The sequence below is a fragment of the Spirosoma litoris genome (assembly GCF_054776755.1).
Genome location: NZ_BAAHBI010000008.1, coordinates 74,720 through 99,838 on the forward strand (window position 1 = coordinate 74,720; position 25,119 = coordinate 99,838).

Sequence of the window (25,119 nt, forward strand, 5' to 3'; positions counted from 1 at the left end):
GTCAACGAGCCAATCTGACATAGCTCTCTCCAAACGCAAGGACAGCTAAGGAGCCAGACTAGCAGTTAGTATGTTAAAGAACAGTTGACTTTCAGCGATGCGTTAGCGGGTGTAAGACGCTATTTTGGCAGGAACTGAATTTTTGTACATCCAATTCAGAACTGATACATGTAAAATGAGCCAACAGCAATACCAGTTATGGCAGAACGCCTTAGATTGGGCAGCATAAGGTTAAAATCAAGATTAGAGGCTTTCTAAAAAGCAAAAAAGACGAAGAAGTGCCCACGTCGTTGATCTATAAACGAGACGTTTAATAAAGGATTCGAAAATTATCCATCGCAATATTACAATCAATAAAAAAACCTGCTACATTTGTGCCATGGGACTCACCAAAACAGAAATATTCACCGAAGAGCAAAATCGCATGGCAGATTTGGCGAAGGCCTTTGCCCATCCTGCACGCGTAGCGATTCTTCAATTATTAGTATCCAGGAAAGCGTGCGTTTGTGGAGACCTGGTAGACGAGCTGAATTTGGCCCAGGCGACTGTATCACAGCATTTGAAGGAATTAAAACGTATTGGCATTATTCAGGGAGAAATCAACCCGCCCCGTGTGTGCTACTGCATCAATCCTCCCGTATGGGAAGAAGCCCAACGCGCGTTCGGAGCCATCTTCAACACGTTCGTACCTATGGCTGTAACCTGCTGCTAGTTATTAGCAGGTATTTTTTTGAGCAAATCAATCGCAATATTACATTATACCAATAAACAATTTTATGGAAACCGCTGAGCAAATCAAAGCAGTTGTGCGTCAGAAATATGGCGCGATTGCCGAACAATCGTACGACGGCCTGGTCGATACCAATGGCTGTTGTGGGCCCACCTCTTGCTGTGGCCCATCCAGCCCGGGGCCTGAGATGGTTGCCAATGTACCTATTGATATGACCGTGGGGTACGACGAGTTGAAAGGCTATGTAGCCGAAGCTGATTTAGGATTGGGTTGTGGTTTACCTACTCAGTTTGCACAGATCAAACCCGGCGATGTAGTAGTGGATCTGGGATCGGGTGCGGGGAATGATTGCTTTGTGGCTCGCGCCGAAACCGGAGAAACGGGCCGCGTGATCGGCCTGGACATGACTCCGGCCATGATTGACCGTGCCCGCAAGAATGCAAAGGCGTTGGGTTTCACGAATGTTGAATTTGTATATGGTGACATCGAGGACATGCCATTGCCGGACAATCTAGCGAATGTGGTGGTAAGCAATTGTGTTATGAATCTGGTGCCCGACAAGCAGAAAGCCGTTGCCGAAACCTTCCGCATTTTAAAACCGGGTGGCCATTTCAGTATCTCCGATATCGTACTAAAAGGTGAGCTTCCCGCAGGCTTGCAACAGGATGCAGAACTCTATGTGGGTTGCGTTTCTGGTGCCATCCAGAAGAGCGAGTATTTGAAACTCGTGCAGGAGAGCGGCTTTACCAACATCATTGTGCAGAAAGAGCGGGAAATCGTTTTGCCGGATGATGTGCTGAGAAACTATCTGTCAGCCGAAGAGATTGCCGATTATCGCCAGCAAGACAAAGGCAATCAAGCCCGGGGTATCTATAGCGTTACCGTTTTTGCTCAAAAGCCCGAAGGAGAAACCAAAGCGACATGCTGCGCTCCCGGTTGCTGTAACTAGATCTCAAACACAAACCAGCCATGAAAAAAATACTAGTGCTTTGCACCGGCAATTCTGCCCGTTCGCAGATGGCCCAGGGTTACTTACAATACTTCGCCAATAGGTCGGGCCACGGAGATCAGGTGCAGGTTTATAGCGCTGGAGTTGCTCCCCACGGCGTGAATCCCCTGGCCATCCAGGTAATGAATGAGGACGGCATTGACATTTCCCATCACACGTCGAACCATGCCGACGAATATCTGGATATCTCCTTCGATTACGTCATTACCGTATGCGACCATGCTCGTGAACAGTGTCCAATTTTCCCATCGAGCGCGGAAAAGATTCACCACAGCTTTCCCGATCCGGGGCACACTCCAGGTGAAGATGCATTGACCTCCTTCCGGCGGGTGCGTGATTTAATTAAACCGTACAGTCAGGAATTTATCGCCAGTCGATTGGGTAAATCCAACGCACAATAGCTATGGCCATACACATTACAGCTGCCCAATCAGCCGATAAAGGGGCTATCGTTGCCTTGCTAGCGCAAGCGCAGTTGCTAACCGAAGATTTACCAACTGACCTTCCTGATTTTGTCATCGCCAAAGAAGAAAGCAATTTAGTTGGCGTGGCTGGTCTGGAACGCTTCGGCCCGGTAGGTCTACTACGCTCGGTGGTGGTCGACCCACAGTATCAGGGGAAGCAGATTGCCGCCCAATTGGTCGGTCGATTGCTGGAAACTGCCCAAGCATCCAACCTGGAAGAAGTATATCTTATCACCACGACTGCTGACCGCTATTTTGAGCGGTACGGCTTTCAACCCATCAACCGTCAGGAAGTGCCTGCCGTTATTCAAAAGACGCAGCAATTCAGCAACTTATGTCCATCATCGGCCATTGTTATGAAGCGCGCGCTAAGTCAAAACCCCGCATGAGTGCCCCTCGTTTATCGTTTCTCGACCGCTTTTTGACCTTATGGATTTTCCTGGCCATGCTAATCGGAGTGGGTTTTGGCTACCTTTTTCCGCAGTCGCAGCATTTCATCAATCAGTTTAATTCTGGTTCTACTAATGTGCCGCTTGCCATTGGTCTGGTGCTGATGATGTATCCACCTTTGGCAAAGGTGCGCTATGACGAGTTGCCCAATGTGTTTGCCAATACCAAAATACTTGGGCTTTCACTCGTGCAAAACTGGATCGTCGGCCCGCTACTCATGTTTGGTTTAGCCGTGATTTTTCTGCCCGACAAACCCGAATACATGACCGGCCTCATCATGATCGGCATTGCCCGCTGCATTGCGATGGTTATTGTCTGGAATGATTTGGCGGGCGGTGATCGGCTCTACGCTGCCGGTTTAGTAGCCTTTAACAGCATTTTTCAAGTACTGTTCTACTCGATCTATGCCTGGCTGTTTATCACCGTATTACCGCCCTTGTTTGGACTACGTGGCTATGAGTTAACTGTTACTATTGGAGAAGTGGCCAAAAGCGTATTCATTTATTTAGGCATTCCCTTTTTGGCAGGTGTGTTTTCGCGAATCATCCTGACTCGATTATTCAGTCAAAAATGGTTTGAGCAGACGTTTTTACCCGCCATTAGTCCCCTTACGCTCATTGCCTTACTGTTTACGATTGTGGTCATGTTCAGCCTGAAAGGCCAACTCATCGTGTCTATTCCGCTCGATGTACTGCGCATCGCCATTCCACTGACAGTGTATTTTGTCATCATGTTCTTTTCTGCCTTCTACCTCTCGAAACGGGCTGGTGCTGATTACGCCAAATCTACATCGCTCGCCTTTACCGCAGCAGGTAATAATTTCGAGCTAGGCATTGCAGTTGCTATTGCCGTTTTCGGCATTAATTCGGGGGCCGCTTTTGCTGCTGTAGTGGGGCCGCTAATCGAAGTGCCAGTGCTGATTCTGATGGTCAATTTTGCCCTGAAACAACAAAGCAAATTTGCCTCCTACCACAAAAAAACGGCCCAAAACCGCGTCTGAGTAAATACTGGTCCGTGCTGTAACTTTGTCTTGAATAATCTGTCGGAGTCAATTTGAATACTTATGATTGCCGTAAAATATATTGTAGTCTTTATCCTGGCTGCCCTTTGTGAGATAGGAGGTGGATACCTCGTTTGACAATGACGGTGCATGGAAATCCAGTCTGCTGATAGGCCCAGGCGAATAACGGATTGAGCATGAACGCTGCATCAGCAGCGTTCATTGAAGCGATGAACATCCTATGAATCTTTAGCAGAATAGGCTTAGCCATGAACCTCAGTTTAAGCAATCAATTTTCGTCGCTGAGGGATTTATTTTTCTTCACCTTAGCGCCGTTCAGACTACCAAATTTATAGCTGAATGTGGCCCGGACACTGGAATTATAAATGTACTGCCGAAAATCCTGATTAAACTGGGCCGAGTTCAGCACCGATGTAAAGCCCATGCCACGGGTAAGAAAGTTCTCCGCTACGATGCCAATGCTGCCCCGTTTATTAGTAAAACTTTTCCGGGCTCCCAGCGAGTACTGAGCAAAGCCAATTCGGTAACCTTGCAGAGCAATATCTTTGCCCCGGTAACCGATGTTGGCCTGCAATACCCACCCTTTATCGAATTGTATTTGCGTATCCATGCGCCCGCCCCAACGAAAACCCTGATTACTGATCATGGTCGACAGACCATTAATATCCAAGGCCAGTCCCTGAATAAATCGGTACATAATATCCAGGTTGGCATTCACGCTCCATCGGGGCGTAATGTTGATCGTCGCAAACAAATTCGTACCATAATTGTATTCTTTGCCCAGGTTGGTCACCCGTGTTACAACGGCGCCCACTAACGTATCCGATCGCTGACTAATCGATTGAATATCATCGGTATTCAGTCGCGTATAGAGCGAGAAATTCAGGTACGTTTTCTTTACCTGCGTACTATACCCGATCTCAATCCGGTCGACGGTTTCAGGCTTTAAATAGGGGTTGCCAACGCGAATATTAAGTGGATTGGCCGTATTGAAATTAGGGTTTAGATCGTCGATAAACGGTCGGCGGATACGGCGGGTATACCCAAATTTAAGACTGCTGCTCTCCCCCACTTTTTTGCCGATATTGATGCTAGGCAATAAGCGCCCATAATTGGGAATCGAAATATCGGTTGGTACGCCCGTACTCCCTCCAGTCTGAGACCCTCCAGTCTGGGCTTGAATACTGGTGTATTCATAACGAAAACCGGGCTTAATAACGACTCCACCGGGTAAAGTAAACGTAGTAGACAGGTAGGCCGCTGCAATGTTCTGGTCGTAATTAAGTAAACCCGACGGGCGGCTGGGATCAACAGCATAATCGGATGTGGGGCCTGCCAGCAGGTAGTTATAGTCACTGGTTACGCGACGAAGCGTATTTTTAGCGCCGAACTCTATTTGGAGTAGTTTACTGATCGGAGTTTGGTAATCGGCCTGAAGAATAAATTCCTGGTTGGTGGCATCGTTCAGGTTTTGTTGCCGGGTCTTGATCAGCCCCAGCGTATCCAGATTAGTAGCCTCGAAGTTGTTGGTCAAATTACTTCGGCTATACTGTGTTGAAAAGCTTAACTCTTTCGATGAGCCCTCGTAGGTATGCAGATAGTCGATGTTGACGTCAATTGAATTGGATAGATTCTGCGTGTTCACATCCCGTTTAGAGGGAGTAGCTATCTGTTCGCTGGAGAGTGTGTTGGTTAGTTGATGTTGATCCATGCTTAAATTCCGGATTCCTAACCGAACTCCCCCCGTTAGGGATTGATTTTTCGCCAGATCATAATCCAACCCTAACGCATATTGAGCAAAGGTGCCTTTATCGAAGGCATCGATTCGTTGATGAGTCTGAACGGGAGTTGCCCCGGATGCCAGAAACGTCGTTTGATCCAGATCTGATGCCGACGGGTTATAAATGACTCGACCATTACCGTTGAGATTCAGGCCTAATTTTCCTTTTCGGAAGCTACCATTTAAGCCCAGCGTTGAATTGCGGTTACCCGTCCCACCATCAACATCTAGGTGTAACCCCTGAAGCGTGTTCTTTTTGGTGATAATGTTAATGATTCCCCCGCTTCCCTCGGCGTCGTATTTCGCCGATGGTGAAGTAATAACCTCCACTGTTTTGATCAAGTCGGCTGGAATTTGCCGGAGCGCATCAGCCAGATTCCCAGCCAGAATGGACGATGGTTTATTGTTGATCAGCACCCGCACGCTGGTACTACCTTGCAGTGAGACATTCCCCGTTGGATCGACCGATAACATCGGCACTTTTTTCAAAATGTCAGTAGCATCGCCCCCTTTAGCCGCCACATCATTGTCGGCATTATAAATCAGCCGATCCACTTTATCTTCCACTAACGCCTTCTTTCCTGCTACGGTTACTTCACTCAGTGTACGCGTGCTGGCGCTAAGCCGAATGACACCAATATCTTTTGTTTGGCCCTTGCTTAAAACAATATTATCAACAGTCTTGGCCGTATACCCCAAAAATGAAATCAGTAGTTTGTAGGAGCCGGGGGCTAATTTGGTGAGGGAGAATTTCCCTTTTTCATCGGCCACTGCACCATCAATTAATTTACCCGAATTGATTTCATATAAAGCCACGTTAGCAAATTCAACCGCTTTGGTCAGGGTTGAATCAATGGCATAGCCCGTAATTTTGGCATTCCCTTTTGCAGTAGCGTCCCCAACTGCAGCAGGAACTAATTTGCCCGATTGAGCCGGAACCGGTTGTGCAGGAGATCCGGTTGGTGTTTGGGCCAACGCGATGCCCGTAGTCAATAAAAAAAGTAGACCCGTAGTTTTGAGCGACATAATGAGGAAATAATCAAATAAAGTTTTTCATTCGTAACTGAATTGCATAGTCAGGTATGGTCAGGAATCATCAGTCGTAGTCAAGAACAGATGGTCTGTAGGAGTTCGCCCCTTTTCATTAGTTGACAATTTCTGACTACGACTGGCGATTCCTGACCATACCTGACTACGTAATAAACTGACCTTTTTCATTAAAAATCAGGCCTTTACTACCCACCTCTGCTTCGTAGGTTTTCTTACCGTTCGTTCGTCAAAGTAACCGAAGCATCGTGTGCCGACGTGAATATAACCAGGCCACCTTATCAATAAGGGGTACATTGTTTCTACTAGTTATGTTTACGTATCAAACGTACGACTTGATTCTAAAGTAATTTTGAAGTTGCAGTAGCTATTCCTCAAAAATTAACCTGAAACATATGCCGACGCATTGACGACGCGTAATCGTATTTCACCCTCATCCCGTACTGCCCCGCAATTTCCTTCACTAAAGCTAACTCCAAGTTCGATTCAAGTCAGCCTCGTTTAGTCCCTCCGATTGTTGCAGGAGATCCAATCAGCGACGGCTCGTCTTCAATCAGCAAAATTTTCATGGTTCGGCCTTTGGCTTTTTTTTACAAAGTACTGACCCAAAACTGAATACATTTTGAAGTTGATCGCTACGCCCAAATCGGTACAACCCCTCCAATTATCTACAGATTCTCTATAGGTTTCTACAGTTTCTTTACATCACTTATTCCCGAAATACCCCACCCTTTCGGCTCCTGATACGTAATGACTAGAGAGTACTCCCTATGAATAACCGAATGATCAACCCTAATAGACGGTCAGATTCTCCATTTCCCAGTTGGCTTCTGAGCTGCTGGTTTATTTTACTTCCCATAATTGCAGCCGTTGGACAACCGCTAAACACTGTTTTCCAGCGGGCATCCTGGGACAGTATTCCTAATCAGCCAACCACTTTCCGATGGGTGGCGCCGACCGTGCTGATTCCCGTTGGGTTAGCCCTATTACCCGACTACCCCAATAGTAATTTCGACCGCTTTTATATCCGAAGTCAGATTCAGGATAAAATCCATTTTCGTACCCACGCCGACGATTTCCTGCAATATGGGCCAGCCACTGCTTGGGCGGGGTTGAGTCTGGCTGGTGTGAAAGGGCGATCACAACCCCTCGACCGGGCACTTATTGGTGTGCTTGCTTACGGCATTAGTACGGGCATCGTGCTGGGGCTGAAACATACCACAAATGAGCTGCGGCCCGATGGCTCCAATTATCTCTCCTTTCCGTCAGGCCATACCGCCAATGCCTTTACCGGAGCGAGTTTGCTGGATCGGGAATTTAGTGGCGTCAGCCCCTGGATTCCAATTGGTGGGTACGCTGTGGCTACTTCGACCGGAATCTTACGAATGACCAACGATAAACACTGGATATCGGACGTATTAATTGGCGCGGGCATTGGGCTACTTTCCACCGAAGTAGCGTATCGGGCCTATCCGTGGCTGAAGCGCAAATTGGGTCGACACAAACCGACTGTCCATTAACTGATTTTCTCACGGGCAACGTAGCCTGGACTTTACGCTATGACTGAGCATCACCGGAGCTAATTCTTGCATAATGGTATTGGGCTTTAGCGTCTTCCCTCGTTTATCGCCAAGAATCCTATTATCTCGAACAAGAATTCAACTGTAAAACGAAGATCAATGCCGCAACGCGTCTTATTAATCATTGGTGGCCATGCTCGCCGACGTGTCGTTAACTACCTGGAAAGTACGCCCACAACCGGATAAACAGTTACTGACGATTATCAATGTCACGTTAATCCAGGAGGCAGCCTACCTACCTGGCTTGTTAATTTAACAGCCGCCAATGGCCCCTACGACTCCTTTAAATTGTTGGGAAAACGGTACAGGAAGCACACTATCAAGGGCGTAGGTATAGCTTTTTAAACGAATAAGAGCCTCTCGACTTCACCAGACCTGTCAGGCATTTCTTACTGTTATTCGTTTTAGCTCTTTATCGATTAATCCAATGCTAATCACTTACCTAACTGATAAAGCACCTACAAGATCGCATATATGGGTGAATTCACAGAGATAGTCAATCGGTTTTGCAACAGGTTAATGATTATCGCCGTATTAGCTGATAAAGACGCTTTACCCCAAAACATGGTTCGACCCTTTTATGTGTAAGATGATTGTTTAAGATACATTAATGCCAGATTAGCTTGATCTGACGTTTTTAACACTTGACTTCCCGAACTTACTAATGGTGCAACCTTGAATCTAGAAATTCACTCATTTATACACTCACAACCAATCGCTTATGACCACCTTCACACACATTTGCCGGTATATTAACCAACGGTTCACTCTACCAATTTCGAGTATCAAATCGTATCACCACCTGCAAACCGATTTAGGACTAAACGACATAGAGGTAACTGAAGTAGTCGTTTTCCTGGAATTACTATATGGGTTAACCCTGCCCGATGAGCATCTTACACCCGCCCTCTCGGTGAAACAACTTTGTACCCTCATAGAACAACATAAGGATTATCCACAGGCCGATTCCGCATTTTTGATTTATCGAAATCCCCGGCACATATTCGCCAAAGTTGGTTAAATCCGGGAGTTCAACACCGTGAAATCCTGTTCTATTTTCCGTCAAAAGAATGGTATTCAGCCTGCCTGTCCTTCAGCACTATTTGCTTACTAAACACGGCATTCTTCCAGAACGCGTCGAATGGAGCACTCGGTTACGGCAGGATTTGCGACTAACAGATGCCGATGTCCAACGCTTGTTAAACAACATAGTAAGTTTAAGAAATGTGTCAATTTCAGTGAATACTACACGTAACCTGACCGACGTATTTGACCTGATGGTTTTTGTGTTGCTGCGCTCCATGGAAGAGTTGACCTGTCTATCCGATTTCAACCTGGACAATCAAAGCCCAATAGCTTCAGATTTCCCTCAGTTTTCTGTACTAGCTTGTCGGATGAAAGCGCATTCCATTTACCATTTTGGCAATAACCTGGAGAACGACTTATGAAACGGTAGGCAACAGCCTAGGGCATGGGTCTGACGCTTTCGTTTCTGGTGATGATAGGAAGCAATTTTTATCAGGCCTACTGGTAATATTCAGTTAAAACAATGTGGTGGATTTATGCATTACTCTCGGCCTTGTTTGCCGCACTGACAGCCATTCTGGCGAAAGTGGGTATCAAAGGCGTCAATACCGATCTGGCTACAGCCATTCGAACGGTGGTCATTCTGTTTGTTGCCTGGGGACTTGTGTTCTGGAGGGGAGGTATCGATATCTTACCCACACTCAGCCGACAGAACTGGCTGTTTCTGATTTTGTCTGGTATAGCTACTGGGCTGTCCTGGATATTTTATCGCTCCGGCGACCCGGTTTAAAGCGCTGCAACTGGGCAAGGTTTCGCAGGTGGCGCCAGTCGATAAACTGAGTGTGGCTATTGCCATTATTCTGTCGGTTGTGTTTCTGGGCGAAGTACTTACCTGGAAAGCCGCTCTTGGAGCGATATTAATTATCGGTGGAACGCTGGTGCTGATTCTGTAAAGTGGCCGGAAGCTGGAACTACTTGCTGACCAATTCTTATTTCCGTTTGTACCAGTAAATTGCCTGTAAGCTAGCATCAGGATTTTCGCTAGTTGTGTAATAACCCGATCCATCGATTGCCCAGCCAACGGCCTCTCCCTGTGGTTCACTGGCTAATGGGATCAATCGGGGCGCCCGTTTGAGCGCATCGGCAACGGACTCTCCCACTCGGCGGGGGTAGTAAAACAGCTGATCGTAGGTACGAATCAAAATTTCCCGATTATCTGGTGAAATTCCCGCCGAAGTCACCTTGTCGAAAGGCATCACCAGTAGGCGGGTCATCATAATAGTCTGTGTTAACGACTGCGGGAATTTGGCCTGATACAATTCTGACTCATCGCCTTTCGAGAGAATGTATAAGTCTTTCGTAGTTGGGTCAATCAGAATGGCTTCGGCATTTTGTGGACCGTCGGGGAGCGCCAATCGAATAACATCAGCCTTAGTTATTGTACCCGTATAAGGTAATGTCTGGCCGGAAATGGCAGGCTCCGGAAATCGATAAATGATCTTTTCGGGATAGCGCCGTTTGTTATCCCCGATTTCAGCCAGATATACGTAGGTTTCACCTGCTACAGGCCCCGGCCCAACGGCTATATCCTCCCAGTCGCGGTTGGTAGCTCCGTTAATGGTAAATCGAGCCGCTACGCTTCCGTCCGGCCGCACTAACTGAATCTGATTAGGATTCCCAGAATCCTCTTCCGTCCACAGAAAACCCGGATTCCGGCGGCTGGGTGCCAGCCCCGACGCTTCAACCAGACCGGGATCCGTCAGCTTACCTAGTTGTTTTGGCTGGTCAAACAGCGTCGTGTCACTTACGATATCATTGGTTGAATAGTTTACCCAAGGCAATGAGTCTGACGGAGCAGTCGTACTGGTTTCAGTTGATGATCTACCTGTTTGATGACAGGAGTTCAGCAAGGCCAAGAACAGCACGGAGGAGAGGAGGAGATAGTTCATAAAACGGGCTAAAAATACTCCCCGATCCTTTAATTACCACCATAATCGCTAATTCTGTCGCGCCAAACGGAGTGTTATATCTAGTAGCGTTATTGCCACAACTTTATTTATCAAACAGTTTTTCTTTACCGATAAACGCAATAAAGCCACCACCCTTTTTTAGATAAATTGCTTAGGTTTGTAAATTTGGGAAATTTATCAAACCTTCTTGAAATAAAGGTTAATTCATGAGCACATATAACGAGTATCAAAAGCAGATTATAGAAAGAGAAGCTCAGGGGCTTCATCCATTGCCGATTGACGGGGCTGAGTTGATGTACGAAGTCATTGAACAAATCAAAGATGGAGGCCATGAGCACCGAGAAGACTCCCTCAACTTCTTTATTTATAATGTGTTACCGGGAACCACAAATGCGGCTCGTGTAAAGGCGAAGTTTTTGAAGGAAATTATTCTTGGTGAATCTATCGTAAACGAAATCCCACCTGCCTTTGCTTTTGATCAATTATCTCACATGAAGGGAGGCCCTTCTATTGAGGTTTTACTGGATTTAGCCCTGGGCGAGGATGAGACGATCGCTAAAAGCGCTGCAGAAGTGCTCAAAACACAGGTTTTTCTTTACGAAGCAGACACCGATCGTTTAGCGAATGCCTATAAAAATGGCAACCCAATCGCCAAAGATATTCTTGAAAGTTATGCACGGGCAGAGTTCTATACCAAGTTGCCAGACATCCCTGAAGAGATTGAATTAGTCACGTTCATTGCTGGTATCGGCGACATTTCTACCGACTTGCTGTCTCCGGGAAGTGATGCGCACTCCCGCTCAGACCGAGAGCTTCATGGCCAGTGTATGTTTGAGCACAATAAAGCCCAGCAGGCAGCCCTGAAGGCGCTGAAAGAACAATATCCTGACAAGCGGGTTATGCTGGTCGCCGAAAAAGGCACTATGGGTGTAGGTTCTTCGCGGATGTCGGGCGTGAACAACGTGGCGTTGTGGATTGGCAAATCGGCTAGTCCGTTCGTACCGTTCGTTAACATTGCTCCGGTAGTAGCCGGAACCAACGGTATCTCGCCGATCTTTTTGACTACCGTTGGTGTAACGGGTGGTATTGGCTTAGACCTTAAAAACTGGGTAAAAAAATTAGACGAGAATGGTAAGCTGGTGGTCGATGCTGACGGTCAGCCTGTTTTAGAGCAAACCTATTCTGTAGACACCGGGACTTTCCTTACCGTTAATACAAAGACCAAAAAGCTGTATAAAGATGGGCAGGAGGTAATGGATGTTAGTTCAGCATTCACTCCTCAGAAGATCGAATTCATGAAAGCCGGTGGGTCTTACTCCATCGAATTCGGTAAAAAGTTGCAGACGTTTGCCGCTAAAACCCTTGGTATTACGGCTCCTCTCGTATTTGCCCCATCCAAAGAAATCTCTAATCCAGGGCAAGGTCTTACCGCAGTAGAGAAAATTTTCAACAGAAATGCGGTTGGGACTTCCGGCGCTACGTTGCATGCAGGCTCTTATGTTCGGGCAAAGGTAAATATCGTTGGTTCTCAGGATACTACCGGTTTAATGACTGCTCAGGAGTTGGAGTCAATGGCGGCAACCGTGATTTCTCCAATCGTAGATGCCGGTTACCAATCGGGCTGTCACACAGCATCAGTTTGGGATAGTAAATCGCAACAGAACATTCCTAAGCTGATGAAGTTTATGAATGACTTCGGTCTCATCACGGCTCGGGACCCGAAAGGTGTCTATCATTCGATGACCGATGTCATTCACAAAGTTCTGAATGACATCACGGTTGATGATTGGGCGATCATTATTGGTGGCGACTCGCATACCCGGATGTCGAAAGGCGTCGCTTTCGGTGCTGACTCCGGTACAGTTGCGCTTGCGTTGGCCACGGGTGAAGCGTCTATGCCTATTCCTGAATCGGTTAAAGTGACGTTCAAAGGCAAAATGCAGGATCACCTGGATTTCCGGGATGTGGTGCATGCTACCCAAATCCAGATGTTAAAGGAATTCAAAGGGGAGAATGTATTCCAGGGGCGAGTGATCGAAGTACATATCGGGACCTTGCTTTCCGATCAGGCCTTCACATTCACCGATTGGACGGCAGAAATGAAAGCCAAAGCAGCAATTTGTATTTCCCAGCCTGATACCCTCATCAAATCGTTAGAGATCGCGAAAGACCGCATCAAGATCATGATCGCAAAGGGCATGGATAATGAGAAGCAGGTACTGCAAGGTCTGATCGATAAAGCCAATCAACGAATCGAGGAAATCAGATCAGGAGACAAGCCGCCATTAACACCTGATGAGAACGCTAAGTATTATGCGGAATTCGTGGTCGATTTGGATGCTATTGATGAGCCAATGATTGCCGATCCCGACGTAAATAACGTGGATGCCTCAAAACGGTACACGCACGATACCATTCGCGATCTTACATATTACGAGGGTGAGAAGCATGTTGACCTTGGTTTTGTTGGCTCATGCATGGTCCATAAAGGCGATATTAAGATCGTTTCCAAGATGCTGAAAAACCTGGAGGAACAATCTGGAAAAGTTGAATTCCAGGCTCCTTTAGTCGTGGCGGCCCCAACTTATAATATCATCGCTGAACTCAAGGAAGAAGGTGATTGGGATGTGTTGGAAAAGTATTCTGGTTTTGAATTCGATGATGCTGCTCCTAAAACTGCCGCTCGTACTAAATACGAAAACATTCTGTATCTGGAGCGTCCCGGTTGTAATCTGTGTATGGGTAACCAGGAAAAAGCAGAACAGGGCGATACCGTAATGGCTACCTCTACTCGTCTGTTCCAGGGACGGGTGGTGAAAGATTCAGACCGCAAGAAAGGAGAGTCATTATTGGCCTCTACCCCAGTAGTTGTTCTTTCGGCCATCCTGGGTAGAACTCCTACCATTGAGGAATACAAAGCGGCTGTTAAAGGGATTAAGCTAACTCAGTTTTCACCGCCTATCCAAAAAATGACGACGAGCCCTTCGCCAGCTCATCAGATTAATTTTTGATTTCTCCAGTAGTTAGTATAAAACCGAGTCGGGTGTTGAGGGCATTTGGAATTCCAAATGCCCTCAACACCCGACTCGGTTTTATAAAGGATCAATTAAACGAAGCCAATGAGCGTACCATATTACTTAAAATGTACAGGCATAACCATCCATTTCTTTCATATAACAGGCGAGTTGCTTAACAAAAGCGTCCGTGAATCGCGGCTGTTGTTTGTTCTTTAACGTGGCGGCATACCAGGTCCGAAGAATGCGTTTCTCGGTAAGGCGCACGGTAGCTAATTGCCCAGATTGTACGTAAGGCCGCACTACCCAGGTTGGCATAACAGCTACACCCAAGCCTGCTTTTACCATCTCCAGAATCGCTTCGGTTAGAGTGATTTTATACACTTTGGCGGGACGACAATTTTTGAATATCATCATGAAATTGTCGCTCTCTTCGTCAGGAATATTATACATGATATAACTCTGATTGGCAAACTCGCTCAACTCAACCCAACTACGATCAGCCCAGGGATGATCGGGAGCCACAATCGCCACAAACTCATCCTGAAATAGTGAAGTATACAAAAACTTGGGATTGTCATCCCCTTCAGTGATTGCCACATCAATTTTGTTCATTAGCAAATGCTTAACAGCATCCTGCGTAGCAGCCTCCATCTCGACTTTAATATCTACTTTGGGGTATACTAACTGGAACTCCCGCAAAAAACCAGCTAGCCAGTGGTACGATGTGTAACATTGAGTACAAAGTCGGATCTCGCCAGCCTCCTCATCAATCAACGTTCGAACTTTAGCCCGTGTATCGGCTACTTCCTGAAGGATCTTCTCAGCCGCCTGTAAAACAATTGCCCCCGCCTGCGTCAGGCGCATCTGTTTTTTGTCGCGAATAAAGAGCTGTGTATTAAAGTAACCCTCCACTTCTTTTAGCTGATGGCTCAGGGCCGACTGTGTTAAAAATAACTGATCGGCGGCTCTAGTCAGGTTTCCCGTATTGGCTACCTCTTTCACCATTTGAAGGTGTCGGATTTCCATAATGAATTTTATTCATGGTTTCAACAAAAATAATTCGCTTTACTAATAATCCAAAAGGAATCAACTTTGCCCAAGACAATTAAACATAAATGAACACGCAAGATGAAACCACTAAAACATTCGCTCAGGATTATAGCCAACTTAGGGCTGATACTGTTACTAAGCCTAACTGGCCAGGCACAGTCTACCGATCAGGAACTCGCTGGATGGTCAGAAGAAAAACCGTTTGAATTGGGCACTTACATGGGTGCCAATCGAACCGTTAATGTGATATTGCTGGTTAAACAAATCAATGGTATTACACTTAAGATTAAGAACACGGATGAGTTGACCCTTCATGAGCTATTTATGAAAAAATCACCGAAAGCTTACCATTGGAAACTGAATTTTGAGGGAAGTAAATCAGGCACTTATAAACTGGAAATCAGCGATGGGCAAACAACCATTGTTCGGCGGATTGAGGTAGTTGATGTACCATCCATCGAGGCCCAGCGCTACATTACCTTTAGTTCGCCGTTTGTTCCGTAGTGCCTGAACGTTGATCCTACTGGTCGAAATTATACCTATTACTTGAAGAAATCATGAATCAGAACAATCTAAAAATCGCTAGTCCATTCTTGGTCGCTGTTGCCTTTGCGATCGTTTATGTTGTCTGGGGTTCTACCTATTTCTTTATCCAGATGGCCATTCAGTCCATTCCTCCCTTATTGCTGGGCGCCATTCGGTTTCTGTTTGCGGGAGCTTTATTGCTTGGCTGGTCGATCGTTCAGGGGGAACGTATTTTTATAAAAAGCAGCTTGGTTACCTCCGCCGTCGTGGGTTTCTTACTGCTGGTAGTCGGTAATGGTGTCGTTATCTGGGCGGAGCAAACGCTTCCCAGCGCCTTGGTTGCCATCTTAGTATCTTCGGCACCGATCTGGTTTGTACTACTTGATAAGCCCAATTGGAACACTACATTCCGTAGTAAATCAACCCTGGCAGGGCTGGCAGTTGGCTTTATTGGTGTGCTCCTTTTATTTGGGGAACAGCTACGTGGGATGCTGGCCGAAAACGCGGATCGAGCAAAAATTAGTGGAATGTTATTGCTGCTTATCGGAGCCATTAGCTGGTCGTCAGGGTCGCTTTATTCAAAACACAACCCTTCCGAAGGCTCGTCAACCGTAAATGTAGCCTGGCAAATGGTCATCGCCGGACTGGTGTTTTTGCCCGCTAGCCTGTTGACTCACGAATTTGAGCAGGTCAGTTGGTCGCAAATCTCAACGCAGTCCTGGCTGGCGCTAGTTTATCTTGTTTTGTTCGGGTCGATCATTGCCTACAGCGCCTACGTATGGCTATTGCAAGTACGCCCGGCCACCCAAGTCAGTACGTATGCTTATGTGAATCCTGTGATCGCGGTTATTCTGGGAATTGTGTTTGCTCATGAAAGCATCTCTCTCCTTCAGATCCTTGGGCTGGTCGTTATTTTAGGGAGTGTTTTACTGATTAATCTGTCCAAATACCGTACTGGAAATTCAAATGCCCCACTGGATAATCAACGATTAGCGGATAAGCCCTCTAAACACGCATCGATTATTTCGTCAGCACTTGAAAAATAGGGCATTACGATTGCTAACACTGATAATCTGGGCAGTTTGCCAGTAGTATGCCTAAAAGCAGTGGTCTGTACCAAACGGCTGCTCACTTAATAGACTGAAGCTGCGGGAATATGCTCCGCTTTTGAAAAGGCGGAGCGATAACGAGCCTCAATCCGCGCCAGTTCCGGGCGCTTTCCCTGCAAACTAAGTGCTTTGTGAAGACCAACCAACGACCAGCCATTGCCCGGATGATGAATCAAGTCCTCACGGTACACGGCTTCGGCTTCTTTCACTTTATGCATTTTCAGTAAATAAGCTCCTAAAAACTGCCGGGCAGGTAAGGGCCAGTCACTGGGTTCGGTATAAATCAGGCGATCTTCCAAACTAATCGCTTGCTGAAGACTGGCCACCGCTTGTTCATGCTTTTTGTCGGCAAAAAGAATAGACGCTTTCAGAATATGATGCGCGATTTGAGCTATGGGCAGTGGAGCGTTAAACGGAATGCGTCGCTTCTCAAGTATCGGATCGGTTAAGCGTTCACCAAGCTGCTGCAATTGCATTTGAGCTTCGTCGGGATGACCAGTGCTTACAAGCGCCATTCCCCTGGCAAAATGATCCAGCAATGCAGCATACGCCCACTTGTCATTAGGTTGCTCCATTGCTAAAATTTCCATCCATTTACCCATCCTGACCAACGTAAGTGAAGGCAGCATGTACAAAAATTGGTCATACGCATTCTCGACTACCGGAGATACCGACCTGCGGCAACGGAGGGCATCTCGTAAACCGGTTTCGTACATACCTCCACTTAAGGCGCAATACGTTTGCACGGCAAAGTAATGAGGAGAATGTTTGACTAATCCCAGTTGAGCTGCCAGTGAATCATACTTTAGCAGGTTTTCATCGGCCAGATCGTTAACGAGCACGCCCTGAGCAAAAAGCCCATTCCGCTGATACTCATGGCTCGCCATGTGGACCATATGGGCCACACCCGGAAGATTGGTCTTCAGTTTATCGGCATTCGCCAGGGCAACCTCAGGATGTCGGGATGCTTCGGTCAGATGAATATGGTAGTGGAGGGCAGCTGGATGATCTGGATATTTTTTAAGGACAGCTTCCGATAGATCGACAACTTCCTGTGTCCAGGCTTTAGGCGATCCGTCGCTCGTCCAGAAATCCCAGGCATGGATCAACATAATAGCGTCCACATAGAGCATTTTAACGTCTGGATCATCAAATTCGGTAATGAGAGAGCGCATAGCGGAGGCATAGGCCTGATTGAGTTGTTTGCGTTCCGAATCAGCCGGATCAGATGAATACCGTGTATTCATCGCCTGAATCAGCTTTTTTTCCTGCGGACTGGCATTCGAAGCCAGTTCATTCATACGAGCCAGAATAGATGGCATATCTGCCGAAACCTTGTAGGTATGGGCCGCATTGTAATAAGGACCGCCGGTTAATGCCTGCCCCCACCAGGCCATCGGGCAAGTGGGGTCCAATCTGGCCGCTTCTTTGAAGGAAGCCATAGCCTCCTTCATATGATAGCTGTAATACAACGTCAACCCCTGATCAAAATAATACTGAGTACTATCCTGGCTGGTCGAAATCTTGTGGGAATAATTTCCCCATCCCGGCAAAGGCATGATAAACTTCCCGTTTTCCATTAGACTGATCTCCCCATTCACCCCGGCACCGCAGAGGACTATTTCGTTACTCCGTTCTCGTACAGCAGATTCCGGCGCGGGTCTGGGTGCTGGCGTAAAAACGAAGGAGGCCGCTAAAAGAAGGGGTACGATTAGAGTCAGCCAAACGGTTTTCATATCAGTTTTTTTAAGGATTAGCTAAGAAAATTGGCTATCAGCCTATTATTCATTTACCCAACTATTGGCCCATGAGCGCAATTAATTTAGCCTCCAGATTTTTCCCCCGAAGATTTTTGGCGATAATCTTACCGTCTTTATCTAGCAGAAAACTATTGGGGATAGCCGTAACCGTGTACAAGGCAGCTGTCGATCCTGAGTAACCATCCAGCTCCGACACGTTCTCCCAAGTGTAGCCATCTTTTTTGATGGCATTCTCCCACCTGGCTTTATCGGTGTCGATCGATACGCTTAAAATAGCAAAGCCTTTCTCTTTGTACTTCGAATAAAGCCGCACCAGCGTCGGACTTTCCTGTCGGCATGGCCCACACTAGGAAGCCCAAAAGTCAACCAGCGTGTATTTACCCCGATAATTTTTCAACTCAACGGTATGGCTGGCGGTATCCTTTGTGATAAAGTCCGGCGCGATAGCCCCTAATGCAATGCGTTTGGTTGTCGTCACTTTGCTGACCAGTTGGCGCGTCAGTTCAGCATTGGGGTATTTTTTCTGCAAGCTGGCCACCATCTGGTCCATCAACTTAATGTCATTATCCGAATGCCAGCGCATGCTGTGATGAACCGCAGCCAGCGAGTTGATAAAAAAGGGTTGTTCGACCCACGTGGCTAGTTCGGCTTTATAATTTTCAGAGGCTTTCTCGTGCTCAACGTTCCAATACTCAATGCGGGCCTTGTCACCGCTTTTTACAGCCACAGCGGATGAATCATAGGTGCGCTTCAGGTATTTGTTAAACACAAGCTTGCGATTCCGCTCATAGTCGATCAGGTATTGGGTATCCTGCGAACCAGAACACACGATTTCATCTTTTTTGAACTGCAAGTTGATGACATCGCCTGGCTTTGCCAAGACTTGCACCAGGCCAGAATCTGCAACGCTTACCGTATAAATAAGCGGTTCTTTGATCGGTATCGTAAATTGAAAGGCCCCCTTCGTATCGGTAACTACTTCCTGAACTTTCCGGTCCTTGCGTGTTTCATAATTCATGAGGGTTAACTGCACCGGCTTTCCCGAAAATTTTACCGGTAGAACACCCTTCACCATAGCCGACTGTGAGAAGGCTACATTGATCCAGAAGCTGCCTACTAAAAGGAGAAATCTCATAAAGTTGTTGATTGAGGTTGGTTGCCTGATTTTGAACTAAACTTACCACTGGCAAGCGTAGTAAAACTAGGCATTTCTGGTTCATTATACTGATCTTAAAGCGCATTTGACGACTATCTAGCCGTAGGGAGTTAATCCAGGCCAGTCAAAACCAAGCAGATTAACGACAATTTGGCGGCCTTTCTTCCAGAACTGAAGCGGCAGCAGGTGTATGCATCATACCCGTTCGCAAATCAGGTGCTTCAAAAAAATAATACTTATATCCTATAGTTTAAATAGATAAATCATTTAAAAACAGAGCCAGAGTTTTCGCTCTGGCTTGATTCAACAAACGTCTACTTAAAATCTTTATTTACCAATCAAAGCCGCGCTTTTTTCTTAAAAAGAACCCAAACATGATGGCGAAATAGTAGTTGGTATCAGTATTATTACAAATCAACATCCTCATAATCAACCACTTCATAGTCAAATATCAGTTAATGGGATTGCCAGACTTAAAATCCCGTTAACTGAAACAACTGTACATAACGCCCGGTCTCGATTGACACATAACGATTATAGGCGATTCTGTCTCCTTTGTTGGACCACACGACTCCATTGACGGGCCGCTGCTCATCGGTCGAGCGGGGTGTAAGACGGCGGAACTCCCCAGTTGCTACATCGCTCACAAAAATGCTGTTATCAGCCGCATAAGCAATCTTTTTCCCATCTGGACTGAAATTAAACGTTGTTTGAATGGAAAACGGCTGGTGCGTCAGTTGCCGGATCGGGCCACCATTGGGCGAAACCCCAAAGATCTGGATCAGCCCTGCATCATCTTTCGCTAAGAAACCAATGAGCGAGCCGTCAGGCAAGGTTCGTAACCAGTGCCGAGGGCCTTCAATTCCGTGTTTGGTAAAGGTAATCCGGCGCTGCGTAACGCCAGCGGGTGGATTAGGGCGGGTCGTTGCGGTACCTTGCAGTGGTTGACCGGGGTTAGCTTGAGTCAGGTCTTCTGGCAAATCAACCACAAACACCTCCGTAACGAGTTGATTTTCCTGATTCCGAACATTCCCCTGAAACGCGATGGCCCGTTTTTGCCAGCTACCATCAGCCTTACGGTACCCGTCAGTGCCGATCCAGGTTTCGTCAAAGGCTCTCTCTATCTCGTCGCTACCCAATTTAGGCTGCTCAGTCACCCTAGCAATAACGGTAGCAAACCACTCGCCATCAAAACAGTCCGCATTATTCGAGTCATGCACTTTTACGGAATGGGCTGGGGTTAAAACGCCCACTGTCCGAAGGTCTTTTACGGCTGGATTCGTTTGGGAAAGCAGCTCCATAACTTCATCGTTATAGGTAAAACTGATTCGCTGCCCATCGGCACTCCACTGATGGGCGTGCGTTCCACCGCGTAAAGCACCCGGCACAAAAGGAGCATTAAGACATCGGCCATCCAAAAAATGGGGTTTTTGCGGCTGATCAACAACAACTAACACACCAGTCCGCCGACTCATAGAATACGGATGGCGGGCATCGGCATTCCTGAGCCCATGCAGGAACACAACCTTCGACTCTTTAGGCGAAAAAGCAACAGCGCCCGCTCCTGGTCCGGATTGGGTCTGGTTGGTGGTTTGATAAAGCTGGCGGATTTCTTTCGTGTTCACATCAACCAGTTCAACAGAACTGTTTTGGCCTAAACCTGTATCGACGTTGCGCGTATCATAGACAATCCAGCGATCGTCTGGTGAAAAAGCCTGATTATTATTGATCGTATGGCCTTTGGCCTCGAAAGTCAGTTGTGTTTCAATCGGCATTGTTGGTTGTTCTCCAGTCAGCAAAAGCCATAAAAAAGCCAGCCAACCAGGTATCAAGTGTTGAAGAGGAGACATACAATTCCTGGATTTTAATGCATCAGCTCATATCCGCATAGTGCACATCTGCGTCAAAACTTAGCCCGAACTGATCCAGTACCTCTTTCGGAGGGCCAGCCCACTGATGCGGAGTATTCCCCATATAGCCCAGGGCGGCAATGCCGGCTTTGCTTGTAAAGTAACCAGCCGCCGTCAGGTTGCGCAGACGCGTAAAAAACGCTACGCCGGGCATATTTTCAGGTTTTGCTTTAGCCGGATAGGCAATGTCGTCCACCACGGCAATGCGCTGAGGCACTGTACATTCCGTAAAGGGCTTCCCAAAGCGGTTACGGCATTCGTGATCCACCCAACTCAATCCTCCACGAATAGGAGTTTGCATATCGGGCTGGTCTTTCAGCATAAACTCAATAAATAGCGGCACACCCACTTGCGAAGCACTCGGTGAGCGGGCATCGGCTGGCAAAATAATGTCGCACAGCAACGTAACGGTCGCCAACTCATGGGTCGTCAGGAATCTTGCCGCTTGCAAGGCGCCGTCATGACGTTGCTCCTCAGGCGACTTACCGTGCTTAAATTCCGTTACCGCTGGTTTAGGTAATGGGGCTGCGGAGTCAGCTTCTGGAGTAACCGTGGACGGTATGCTTAGGGTAGTAAGCGGAATTGCTTTTAGAAGGTCCCGGCGGTTCATAGGGCTTTCTTTTTGAGTTGATCGATGATATAATCGGAGGTACGCATGGATGTGGCCAGAATAGTCCAGGTCAGGTTTTTATCGCCCTGCGACGGGAACGCAGCCGCATCGACGACAAACAGATTTTTTACTTCATGCGCCTGTTGAAATGGGTTGAGCGCGGAGGTTTTGGGGTCTTTTCCCATCCGAACCGTCCCGGCTTCATGAATGATTTTCCCTGGCGCTTCCAGTCCATAGTTTCGGTCAGCACCGGGAGCCGGACTAACCCGCTGCCCACCCATCGCGTGGATAATTTCGTCGAAGGTTTCCTGCATGTGTTTGGCCTGTTTTATCTCGTAATCCGACCACTTGTAATGAAACCGCAACGTAGGAATGCCATATTGGTCAACGCGATTTGGGTCAATTTCGCAATAGTTACTTTCCAGCGGCACAGGCTCTCCCCGACCGGCCATCGAAACAAATGCGCCATAATAGCGGAGGTAATCATCTTTTAACCCAGCTCCGTACCCACCTGCTTCTTTCTTTTTACCACTAGCATCGGCAATACGACCATTATAGGCTTCAATCCCACTCATGAAATTATAATCGGGCATGCGCATACCGCCCCCATATTCGATGTGGTATCCGCGCGGGAAATCCAGTTTTTTGTTATCGAGCCACCAGGGCGTATAAATATGGCAACTCTGCGCACCATCTTCATTATACCGTTTACGATTCATCAGAGCGGGCACGAAGCCAGACATGGATGCTCCGGTTGAATCGTTCAGGTACTTACCAACTACCCCTGAACCATTGGCCAGGCCCTGTTGAAATTGGGATGACTTCGAATTCAACAGGAGTCGGGCCGACTGGCAGGTACTGGCGGCCAGTATGACAATCTTACCTTTTACGGTCTTTTCCTGTAAACTGGTCTTGTCGACATAGGAGACGCCTGTACACAGGCCACTCTGAGGATCAGTCAGCACTTCGCGGGCCATCGCATTATTAATGAGCGTAAGCTTACCGGTTTTCAAAGCAGGAATCACCAGCGCCGACGATGACGAAAAATCGGCATAAGCCGAACAGGCTCGCCCACATTGAGCACAATAAAAGCAGGTCCCTCGTTCTTCATTGATGGGCTTGGTCAGTACCGCTAATCGGGAAGGAAATACAGGGACGCCGACGCTACGAGCTGCTTTGGTAATCAGCATTTCGTGCAGACGAGGTTTAGGAGGTGGCAGAAAAAAGCCGTCGGGTTCATTTGGCAAGCCAACATTGGTTCCAAAGACACCAATGAGTTTATCAACCCGATCGTAGTAGGGTTTCATCTCATCGTAGCCAATGGGCCAATCGGCGCCAATTCCGGAAAGACTATAGCGACGGAAATCGTCCGGTCCAAATCGTAACGAAATGCGCCCCCAGTGATTGGTTCGCCCTCCGAGCATTTGTGAGCGAAACCAATGGAATTCAGTACCCGGTTGAGCAGAATAGGGCTCTCCATCGATCTGCCATCCGCCCCAGGCCGCATCGAAATCGCCGAACGGCCGAACTGTATTGGCCCCTCGTCGTGGTGATTCATAAGGCCATTTAAGCTGGGTTATATATTTCGGATCAGCGGGGTCAAAATAGCCGCCAGCTTCCAGGAGACAGACATTGGCACCAGCTTTGGTGAGCTGGTAGGCAGCCATGCCTCCGCCAGCGCCAGAGCCAATAATGATTGCATCATAAGAGGCTAGTTCTTTGCCGTTCAGGTTACAAGACATAGATCGTAGTGATTTGGCGATAGGGGGCCAGATTAGTGGGCGTCTAAAAAGGCTTAGTATTTAGGAATAATTCAGCATCGTACTGTATAATACTGATGCAGGACGCATTCGTACCATTGGCCGTCCCCTGTTTCTCAATTTGACTACACATCCCCTCAATTTGACTACGAATCGGCAGTTGTAGCCTCAGACCTTTGATCCACAAATTTCAACAGATAGAATATGATACCTCAGAATGAAAATGCGGGACCTCAAACGGTATCCGCTCCCGTAAAGTCAAGTAAAGTATGGTTTATAACGGGCGCTTCGCGTGGGTTTGGACGCGTTTGGACCGAAGCGGCTCTTAAGCGTGGAGATAAGGTGGCAGCCACCGCCCGGAAGTTGGAAAGTATTGCCGATTTAAAGGAAACCTATGGCGAGAACGTGCTAACCCTGGAGCTTGACGTAACTCGACCCGAACAAGCAAAAACAGCCGTAGAACAAGCTCACGCTCACTTTGGCCGACTCGATATTGTGTTAAATAATGCCGGTTACTCGCTGGTTGGCACCATTGAGGAAGCCAGCGCAGATGATATTCGTTTGCTCTACGAAACCAATGTTATTGGTCCAGTTTCTGTTATTCAGGCCGCTTTGCCCTTATTAAGACAGCAGGGAGGTGGTCACATCGTTGGCACATCCAGTAATCTCGGTCAGGTAACCTTGCCGGTGATTGGTTATTACTGCTCATCGAAATGGGCATTCGAAGCCATCCACGAAAGCCTGGCTACAGAGGTTAAACCCTTTGGTATCAATGTAACGATTATCGAACCGGGTGCTTATGCCACTGAGTTTGGCAGTCAGGAATCCCTGAAGTTCGCACAGGGTCTCGATATCTACACAGATTTTAAAAACCAGTTCTTCGGGACTTTGAGAGACATGGAGCGTGGCGATCCAAAGGCAACACCAGAGGCCATTTTTCAGATTGTTGATGCCGAACAACCGCCACTGCGATTCTTCCTCGGTAGCCATTGTTTGCCCTGGGTACGCACGACCTATGCTGAGCGATTGGCCACATGGGAGGCCTGGGAAGATGTCTCCAATGCAGCGCAAGGTTCATTCAACTAAGGAACCCACAAACCGGAAAATTGCTTTACCAAGCAATCCTGATAACCAATAGTGAACAG

At 47.3% G+C, this 25,119-nt stretch carries 24 protein-coding genes and 1 pseudogene; 15 read left to right on the plus strand and 10 right to left on the minus strand.

All coding sequences use genetic code 11. The features are described 5' to 3' along the window. The first annotated feature begins 379 nt into the window (after nt 1-379). The 5 genes from ACYVGR_RS05370 to arsB all read left to right on the plus strand — a co-directional run bounded on the left by ACYVGR_RS05370 (nt 380) and on the right by arsB (nt 3,653). Nucleotides 380-712 (plus strand): ArsR/SmtB family transcription factor, encoded by a 333-nt coding sequence (locus tag ACYVGR_RS05370; RefSeq protein WP_460954319.1) that lies wholly within the window; start codon nt 380-382, stop codon nt 710-712. 64 nt (nt 713-776) lie between these two features. Next, nucleotides 777-1,679 carry an arsenite methyltransferase gene (locus tag ACYVGR_RS05375; protein ID WP_460954321.1) on the plus strand — a complete coding sequence of 301 codons (903 nt, stop codon included), beginning with the start codon at nt 777-779 and terminating at the stop codon, nt 1,677-1,679. A gap of 20 nt (nt 1,680-1,699) precedes the next feature. Next, a complete protein-coding gene (locus ACYVGR_RS05380; RefSeq protein ID WP_460954323.1) occupies nt 1,700-2,140 on the plus strand; it encodes an arsenate reductase ArsC in 441 nt (146 codons plus the stop codon). A gap of 2 nt (nt 2,141-2,142) precedes the next feature. Further along, on the plus strand, nt 2,143-2,592 hold the full coding sequence (gene arsN2 / locus ACYVGR_RS05385; RefSeq protein WP_460954325.1) for an arsenic resistance N-acetyltransferase ArsN2: 450 nt from the start codon (nt 2,143-2,145) through the stop codon (nt 2,590-2,592). After that, nucleotides 2,589-3,653, plus strand: coding sequence for an ACR3 family arsenite efflux transporter (arsB, locus tag ACYVGR_RS05390; protein WP_460954327.1), 1,065 nt, complete (start codon nt 2,589-2,591; stop codon nt 3,651-3,653). Before arsN2 ends, arsB begins: the two co-directional genes overlap by 4 nt. A gap of 91 nt (nt 3,654-3,744) precedes the next feature. Here arsB and ACYVGR_RS05395 read toward each other — a convergent pair whose 3' ends face one another. Together ACYVGR_RS05395 and ACYVGR_RS05400 are read right to left on the minus strand one after the other, a co-directional pair. Beyond that, entirely contained in the window at nt 3,745-3,876 is a 132-nt protein-coding gene (locus ACYVGR_RS05395) for a hypothetical protein (protein ID WP_460954329.1), read from the minus strand. A 66-nt stretch (nt 3,877-3,942) separates the two neighbouring features. Beyond that, the gene (locus tag ACYVGR_RS05400; protein WP_460954331.1) at nt 3,943-6,480 is read right to left on the minus strand and encodes a TonB-dependent receptor; all 2,538 of its coding nucleotides are present in this window, start codon (nt 6,478-6,480) and stop codon (nt 3,943-3,945) included. Nucleotides 6,481-7,283: 803 nt separating this feature from the next. Between ACYVGR_RS05400 and ACYVGR_RS05405 the strand changes: the two genes are divergently transcribed. From ACYVGR_RS05405 to ACYVGR_RS05430, 6 genes are all read left to right on the plus strand, one after another. Further along, the gene (locus tag ACYVGR_RS05405; protein ID WP_460954333.1) at nt 7,284-8,021 is read left to right on the plus strand and encodes a phosphatase PAP2 family protein; all 738 of its coding nucleotides are present in this window, start codon (nt 7,284-7,286) and stop codon (nt 8,019-8,021) included. A 193-nt stretch (nt 8,022-8,214) separates the two neighbouring features. Continuing rightward, nucleotides 8,215-8,337: a hypothetical protein gene (locus ACYVGR_RS05410; RefSeq protein ID WP_460954335.1), complete on the plus strand. Its 123-nt coding sequence runs from the start codon at nt 8,215-8,217 to the stop codon at nt 8,335-8,337. A gap of 465 nt (nt 8,338-8,802) precedes the next feature. Then, a complete protein-coding gene (locus tag ACYVGR_RS05415) occupies nt 8,803-9,102 on the plus strand; it encodes an acyl carrier protein (protein WP_460954336.1) in 300 nt (99 codons plus the stop codon). Between the two features lie 49 nt (nt 9,103-9,151). Next, a complete protein-coding gene (locus ACYVGR_RS05420; RefSeq protein ID WP_460954338.1) occupies nt 9,152-9,529 on the plus strand; it encodes a hypothetical protein in 378 nt (125 codons plus the stop codon). Nucleotides 9,530-9,630: 101 nt separating this feature from the next. Beyond that, nucleotides 9,631-9,897, plus strand: coding sequence for an EamA family transporter (locus ACYVGR_RS05425; protein ID WP_460954340.1), 267 nt, complete (start codon nt 9,631-9,633; stop codon nt 9,895-9,897). Between the two features lie 10 nt (nt 9,898-9,907). Next, entirely contained in the window at nt 9,908-10,060 is a 153-nt protein-coding gene (locus ACYVGR_RS05430) for an EamA family transporter (protein ID WP_460954534.1), read from the plus strand. A gap of 36 nt (nt 10,061-10,096) precedes the next feature. On the opposite strand, the gene ACYVGR_RS05435 is transcribed toward ACYVGR_RS05430, so the two are convergent. After that, nucleotides 10,097-11,056: a hypothetical protein gene (locus ACYVGR_RS05435; RefSeq protein WP_460954342.1), complete on the minus strand. Its 960-nt coding sequence runs from the start codon at nt 11,054-11,056 to the stop codon at nt 10,097-10,099. 227 nt (nt 11,057-11,283) lie between these two features. Here ACYVGR_RS05435 and ACYVGR_RS05440 point away from each other — a divergent pair, with 227 nt between their 5' ends. Beyond that, nucleotides 11,284-14,088, plus strand: a complete 2,805-nt coding sequence (locus tag ACYVGR_RS05440; RefSeq protein WP_460954344.1) for a bifunctional aconitate hydratase 2/2-methylisocitrate dehydratase — start codon at nt 11,284-11,286, stop codon at nt 14,086-14,088. Nucleotides 14,089-14,214: 126 nt separating this feature from the next. On the opposite strand, the gene ACYVGR_RS05445 is transcribed toward ACYVGR_RS05440, so the two are convergent. After that, nucleotides 14,215-15,120 (minus strand): LysR family transcriptional regulator, encoded by a 906-nt coding sequence (locus tag ACYVGR_RS05445; RefSeq protein WP_460954346.1) that lies wholly within the window; start codon nt 15,118-15,120, stop codon nt 14,215-14,217. A 102-nt stretch (nt 15,121-15,222) separates the two neighbouring features. Between ACYVGR_RS05445 and ACYVGR_RS05450 the strand changes: the two genes are divergently transcribed. Then, on the plus strand, nt 15,223-15,648 hold the full coding sequence (locus tag ACYVGR_RS05450; protein WP_460954348.1) for a hypothetical protein: 426 nt from the start codon (nt 15,223-15,225) through the stop codon (nt 15,646-15,648). A 53-nt stretch (nt 15,649-15,701) separates the two neighbouring features. Continuing rightward, nucleotides 15,702-16,715 carry an EamA family transporter gene (locus ACYVGR_RS05455; RefSeq protein ID WP_460954350.1) on the plus strand — a complete coding sequence of 338 codons (1,014 nt, stop codon included), beginning with the start codon at nt 15,702-15,704 and terminating at the stop codon, nt 16,713-16,715. Nucleotides 16,716-16,801: 86 nt separating this feature from the next. Here the strand turns inward: ACYVGR_RS05455 and ACYVGR_RS05460 are convergent, their stop codons facing one another. The 6 genes and pseudogenes from ACYVGR_RS05460 to ACYVGR_RS05485 all read right to left on the minus strand — a co-directional run bounded on the left by ACYVGR_RS05460 (nt 16,802) and on the right by ACYVGR_RS05485 (nt 23,956). Beyond that, entirely contained in the window at nt 16,802-18,514 is a 1,713-nt protein-coding gene (locus ACYVGR_RS05460; protein WP_460954352.1) for a tetratricopeptide repeat protein, read from the minus strand. A gap of 61 nt (nt 18,515-18,575) precedes the next feature. After that, nucleotides 18,576-18,872, minus strand: a pseudogene (locus ACYVGR_RS05465) (peroxiredoxin family protein); the annotation flags it as partial. Nucleotides 18,873-18,884: 12 nt separating this feature from the next. Further along, complete coding sequence (locus ACYVGR_RS05470) at nt 18,885-19,673, minus strand: TlpA family protein disulfide reductase (protein WP_460954354.1); 789 nt, start codon at nt 19,671-19,673, stop codon at nt 18,885-18,887. Between the two features lie 494 nt (nt 19,674-20,167). After that, nucleotides 20,168-21,544 (minus strand): DUF3748 domain-containing protein, encoded by a 1,377-nt coding sequence (locus tag ACYVGR_RS05475; protein ID WP_460954356.1) that lies wholly within the window; start codon nt 21,542-21,544, stop codon nt 20,168-20,170. A 22-nt stretch (nt 21,545-21,566) separates the two neighbouring features. Continuing rightward, nucleotides 21,567-22,214 carry a gluconate 2-dehydrogenase subunit 3 family protein gene (locus ACYVGR_RS05480; protein WP_460954358.1) on the minus strand — a complete coding sequence of 216 codons (648 nt, stop codon included), beginning with the start codon at nt 22,212-22,214 and terminating at the stop codon, nt 21,567-21,569. After that, nucleotides 22,211-23,956 carry a GMC family oxidoreductase gene (locus ACYVGR_RS05485; protein ID WP_460954360.1) on the minus strand — a complete coding sequence of 582 codons (1,746 nt, stop codon included), beginning with the start codon at nt 23,954-23,956 and terminating at the stop codon, nt 22,211-22,213. Before ACYVGR_RS05485 ends, ACYVGR_RS05480 begins: the two co-directional genes overlap by 4 nt. 222 nt (nt 23,957-24,178) lie before the next feature. Between ACYVGR_RS05485 and ACYVGR_RS05490 the strand changes: the two genes are divergently transcribed. Further along, entirely contained in the window at nt 24,179-25,060 is an 882-nt protein-coding gene (locus tag ACYVGR_RS05490) for an SDR family NAD(P)-dependent oxidoreductase (RefSeq protein WP_460954362.1), read from the plus strand. The last annotated feature ends 59 nt before the right edge of the window (nt 25,061-25,119 follow it).

Bases quoted from the DNA above. Each gene is read 5' to 3' on its own strand.
- ACYVGR_RS05370 (WP_460954319.1), top strand. From the start codon at position 380: ATGGGACTCACCAAAACAGAAATATTCACCGAAGAGCAAAATCGCATG.
- ACYVGR_RS05375 (WP_460954321.1), top strand. From the start codon at position 777: ATGGAAACCGCTGAGCAAATCAAAGCAGTTGTGCGTCAGAAATATGGC.
- ACYVGR_RS05380 (WP_460954323.1), top strand. From the start codon at position 1,700: ATGAAAAAAATACTAGTGCTTTGCACCGGCAATTCTGCCCGTTCGCAG.
- arsN2 (WP_460954325.1), top strand. From the start codon at position 2,143: ATGGCCATACACATTACAGCTGCCCAATCAGCCGATAAAGGGGCTATC.
- arsB (WP_460954327.1), top strand. From the start codon at position 2,589: ATGAGTGCCCCTCGTTTATCGTTTCTCGACCGCTTTTTGACCTTATGG.
- ACYVGR_RS05395 (WP_460954329.1), bottom strand. From the start codon at position 3,876: ATGAACGCTGCTGATGCAGCGTTCATGCTCAATCCGTTATTCGCCTGG.
- ACYVGR_RS05400 (WP_460954331.1), bottom strand. From the start codon at position 6,480: ATGTCGCTCAAAACTACGGGTCTACTTTTTTTATTGACTACGGGCATC.
- ACYVGR_RS05405 (WP_460954333.1), top strand. From the start codon at position 7,284: ATGATCAACCCTAATAGACGGTCAGATTCTCCATTTCCCAGTTGGCTT.
- ACYVGR_RS05410 (WP_460954335.1), top strand. From the start codon at position 8,215: ATGCTCGCCGACGTGTCGTTAACTACCTGGAAAGTACGCCCACAACCG.
- ACYVGR_RS05415 (WP_460954336.1), top strand. From the start codon at position 8,803: ATGACCACCTTCACACACATTTGCCGGTATATTAACCAACGGTTCACT.
- ACYVGR_RS05420 (WP_460954338.1), top strand. From the start codon at position 9,152: ATGGTATTCAGCCTGCCTGTCCTTCAGCACTATTTGCTTACTAAACAC.
- ACYVGR_RS05425 (WP_460954340.1), top strand. From the start codon at position 9,631: ATGTGGTGGATTTATGCATTACTCTCGGCCTTGTTTGCCGCACTGACA.
- ACYVGR_RS05435 (WP_460954342.1), bottom strand. From the start codon at position 11,056: ATGAACTATCTCCTCCTCTCCTCCGTGCTGTTCTTGGCCTTGCTGAAC.
- ACYVGR_RS05440 (WP_460954344.1), top strand. From the start codon at position 11,284: ATGAGCACATATAACGAGTATCAAAAGCAGATTATAGAAAGAGAAGCT.
- ACYVGR_RS05445 (WP_460954346.1), bottom strand. From the start codon at position 15,120: ATGGAAATCCGACACCTTCAAATGGTGAAAGAGGTAGCCAATACGGGA.
- ACYVGR_RS05450 (WP_460954348.1), top strand. From the start codon at position 15,223: ATGAAACCACTAAAACATTCGCTCAGGATTATAGCCAACTTAGGGCTG.
- ACYVGR_RS05455 (WP_460954350.1), top strand. From the start codon at position 15,702: ATGAATCAGAACAATCTAAAAATCGCTAGTCCATTCTTGGTCGCTGTT.
- ACYVGR_RS05460 (WP_460954352.1), bottom strand. From the start codon at position 18,514: ATGAAAACCGTTTGGCTGACTCTAATCGTACCCCTTCTTTTAGCGGCC.
- ACYVGR_RS05470 (WP_460954354.1), bottom strand. From the start codon at position 19,673: ATGAGATTTCTCCTTTTAGTAGGCAGCTTCTGGATCAATGTAGCCTTC.
- ACYVGR_RS05475 (WP_460954356.1), bottom strand. From the start codon at position 21,544: ATGTCTCCTCTTCAACACTTGATACCTGGTTGGCTGGCTTTTTTATGG.
- ACYVGR_RS05480 (WP_460954358.1), bottom strand. From the start codon at position 22,214: ATGAACCGCCGGGACCTTCTAAAAGCAATTCCGCTTACTACCCTAAGC.
- ACYVGR_RS05485 (WP_460954360.1), bottom strand. From the start codon at position 23,956: ATGTCTTGTAACCTGAACGGCAAAGAACTAGCCTCTTATGATGCAATC.
- ACYVGR_RS05490 (WP_460954362.1), top strand. From the start codon at position 24,179: ATGATACCTCAGAATGAAAATGCGGGACCTCAAACGGTATCCGCTCCC.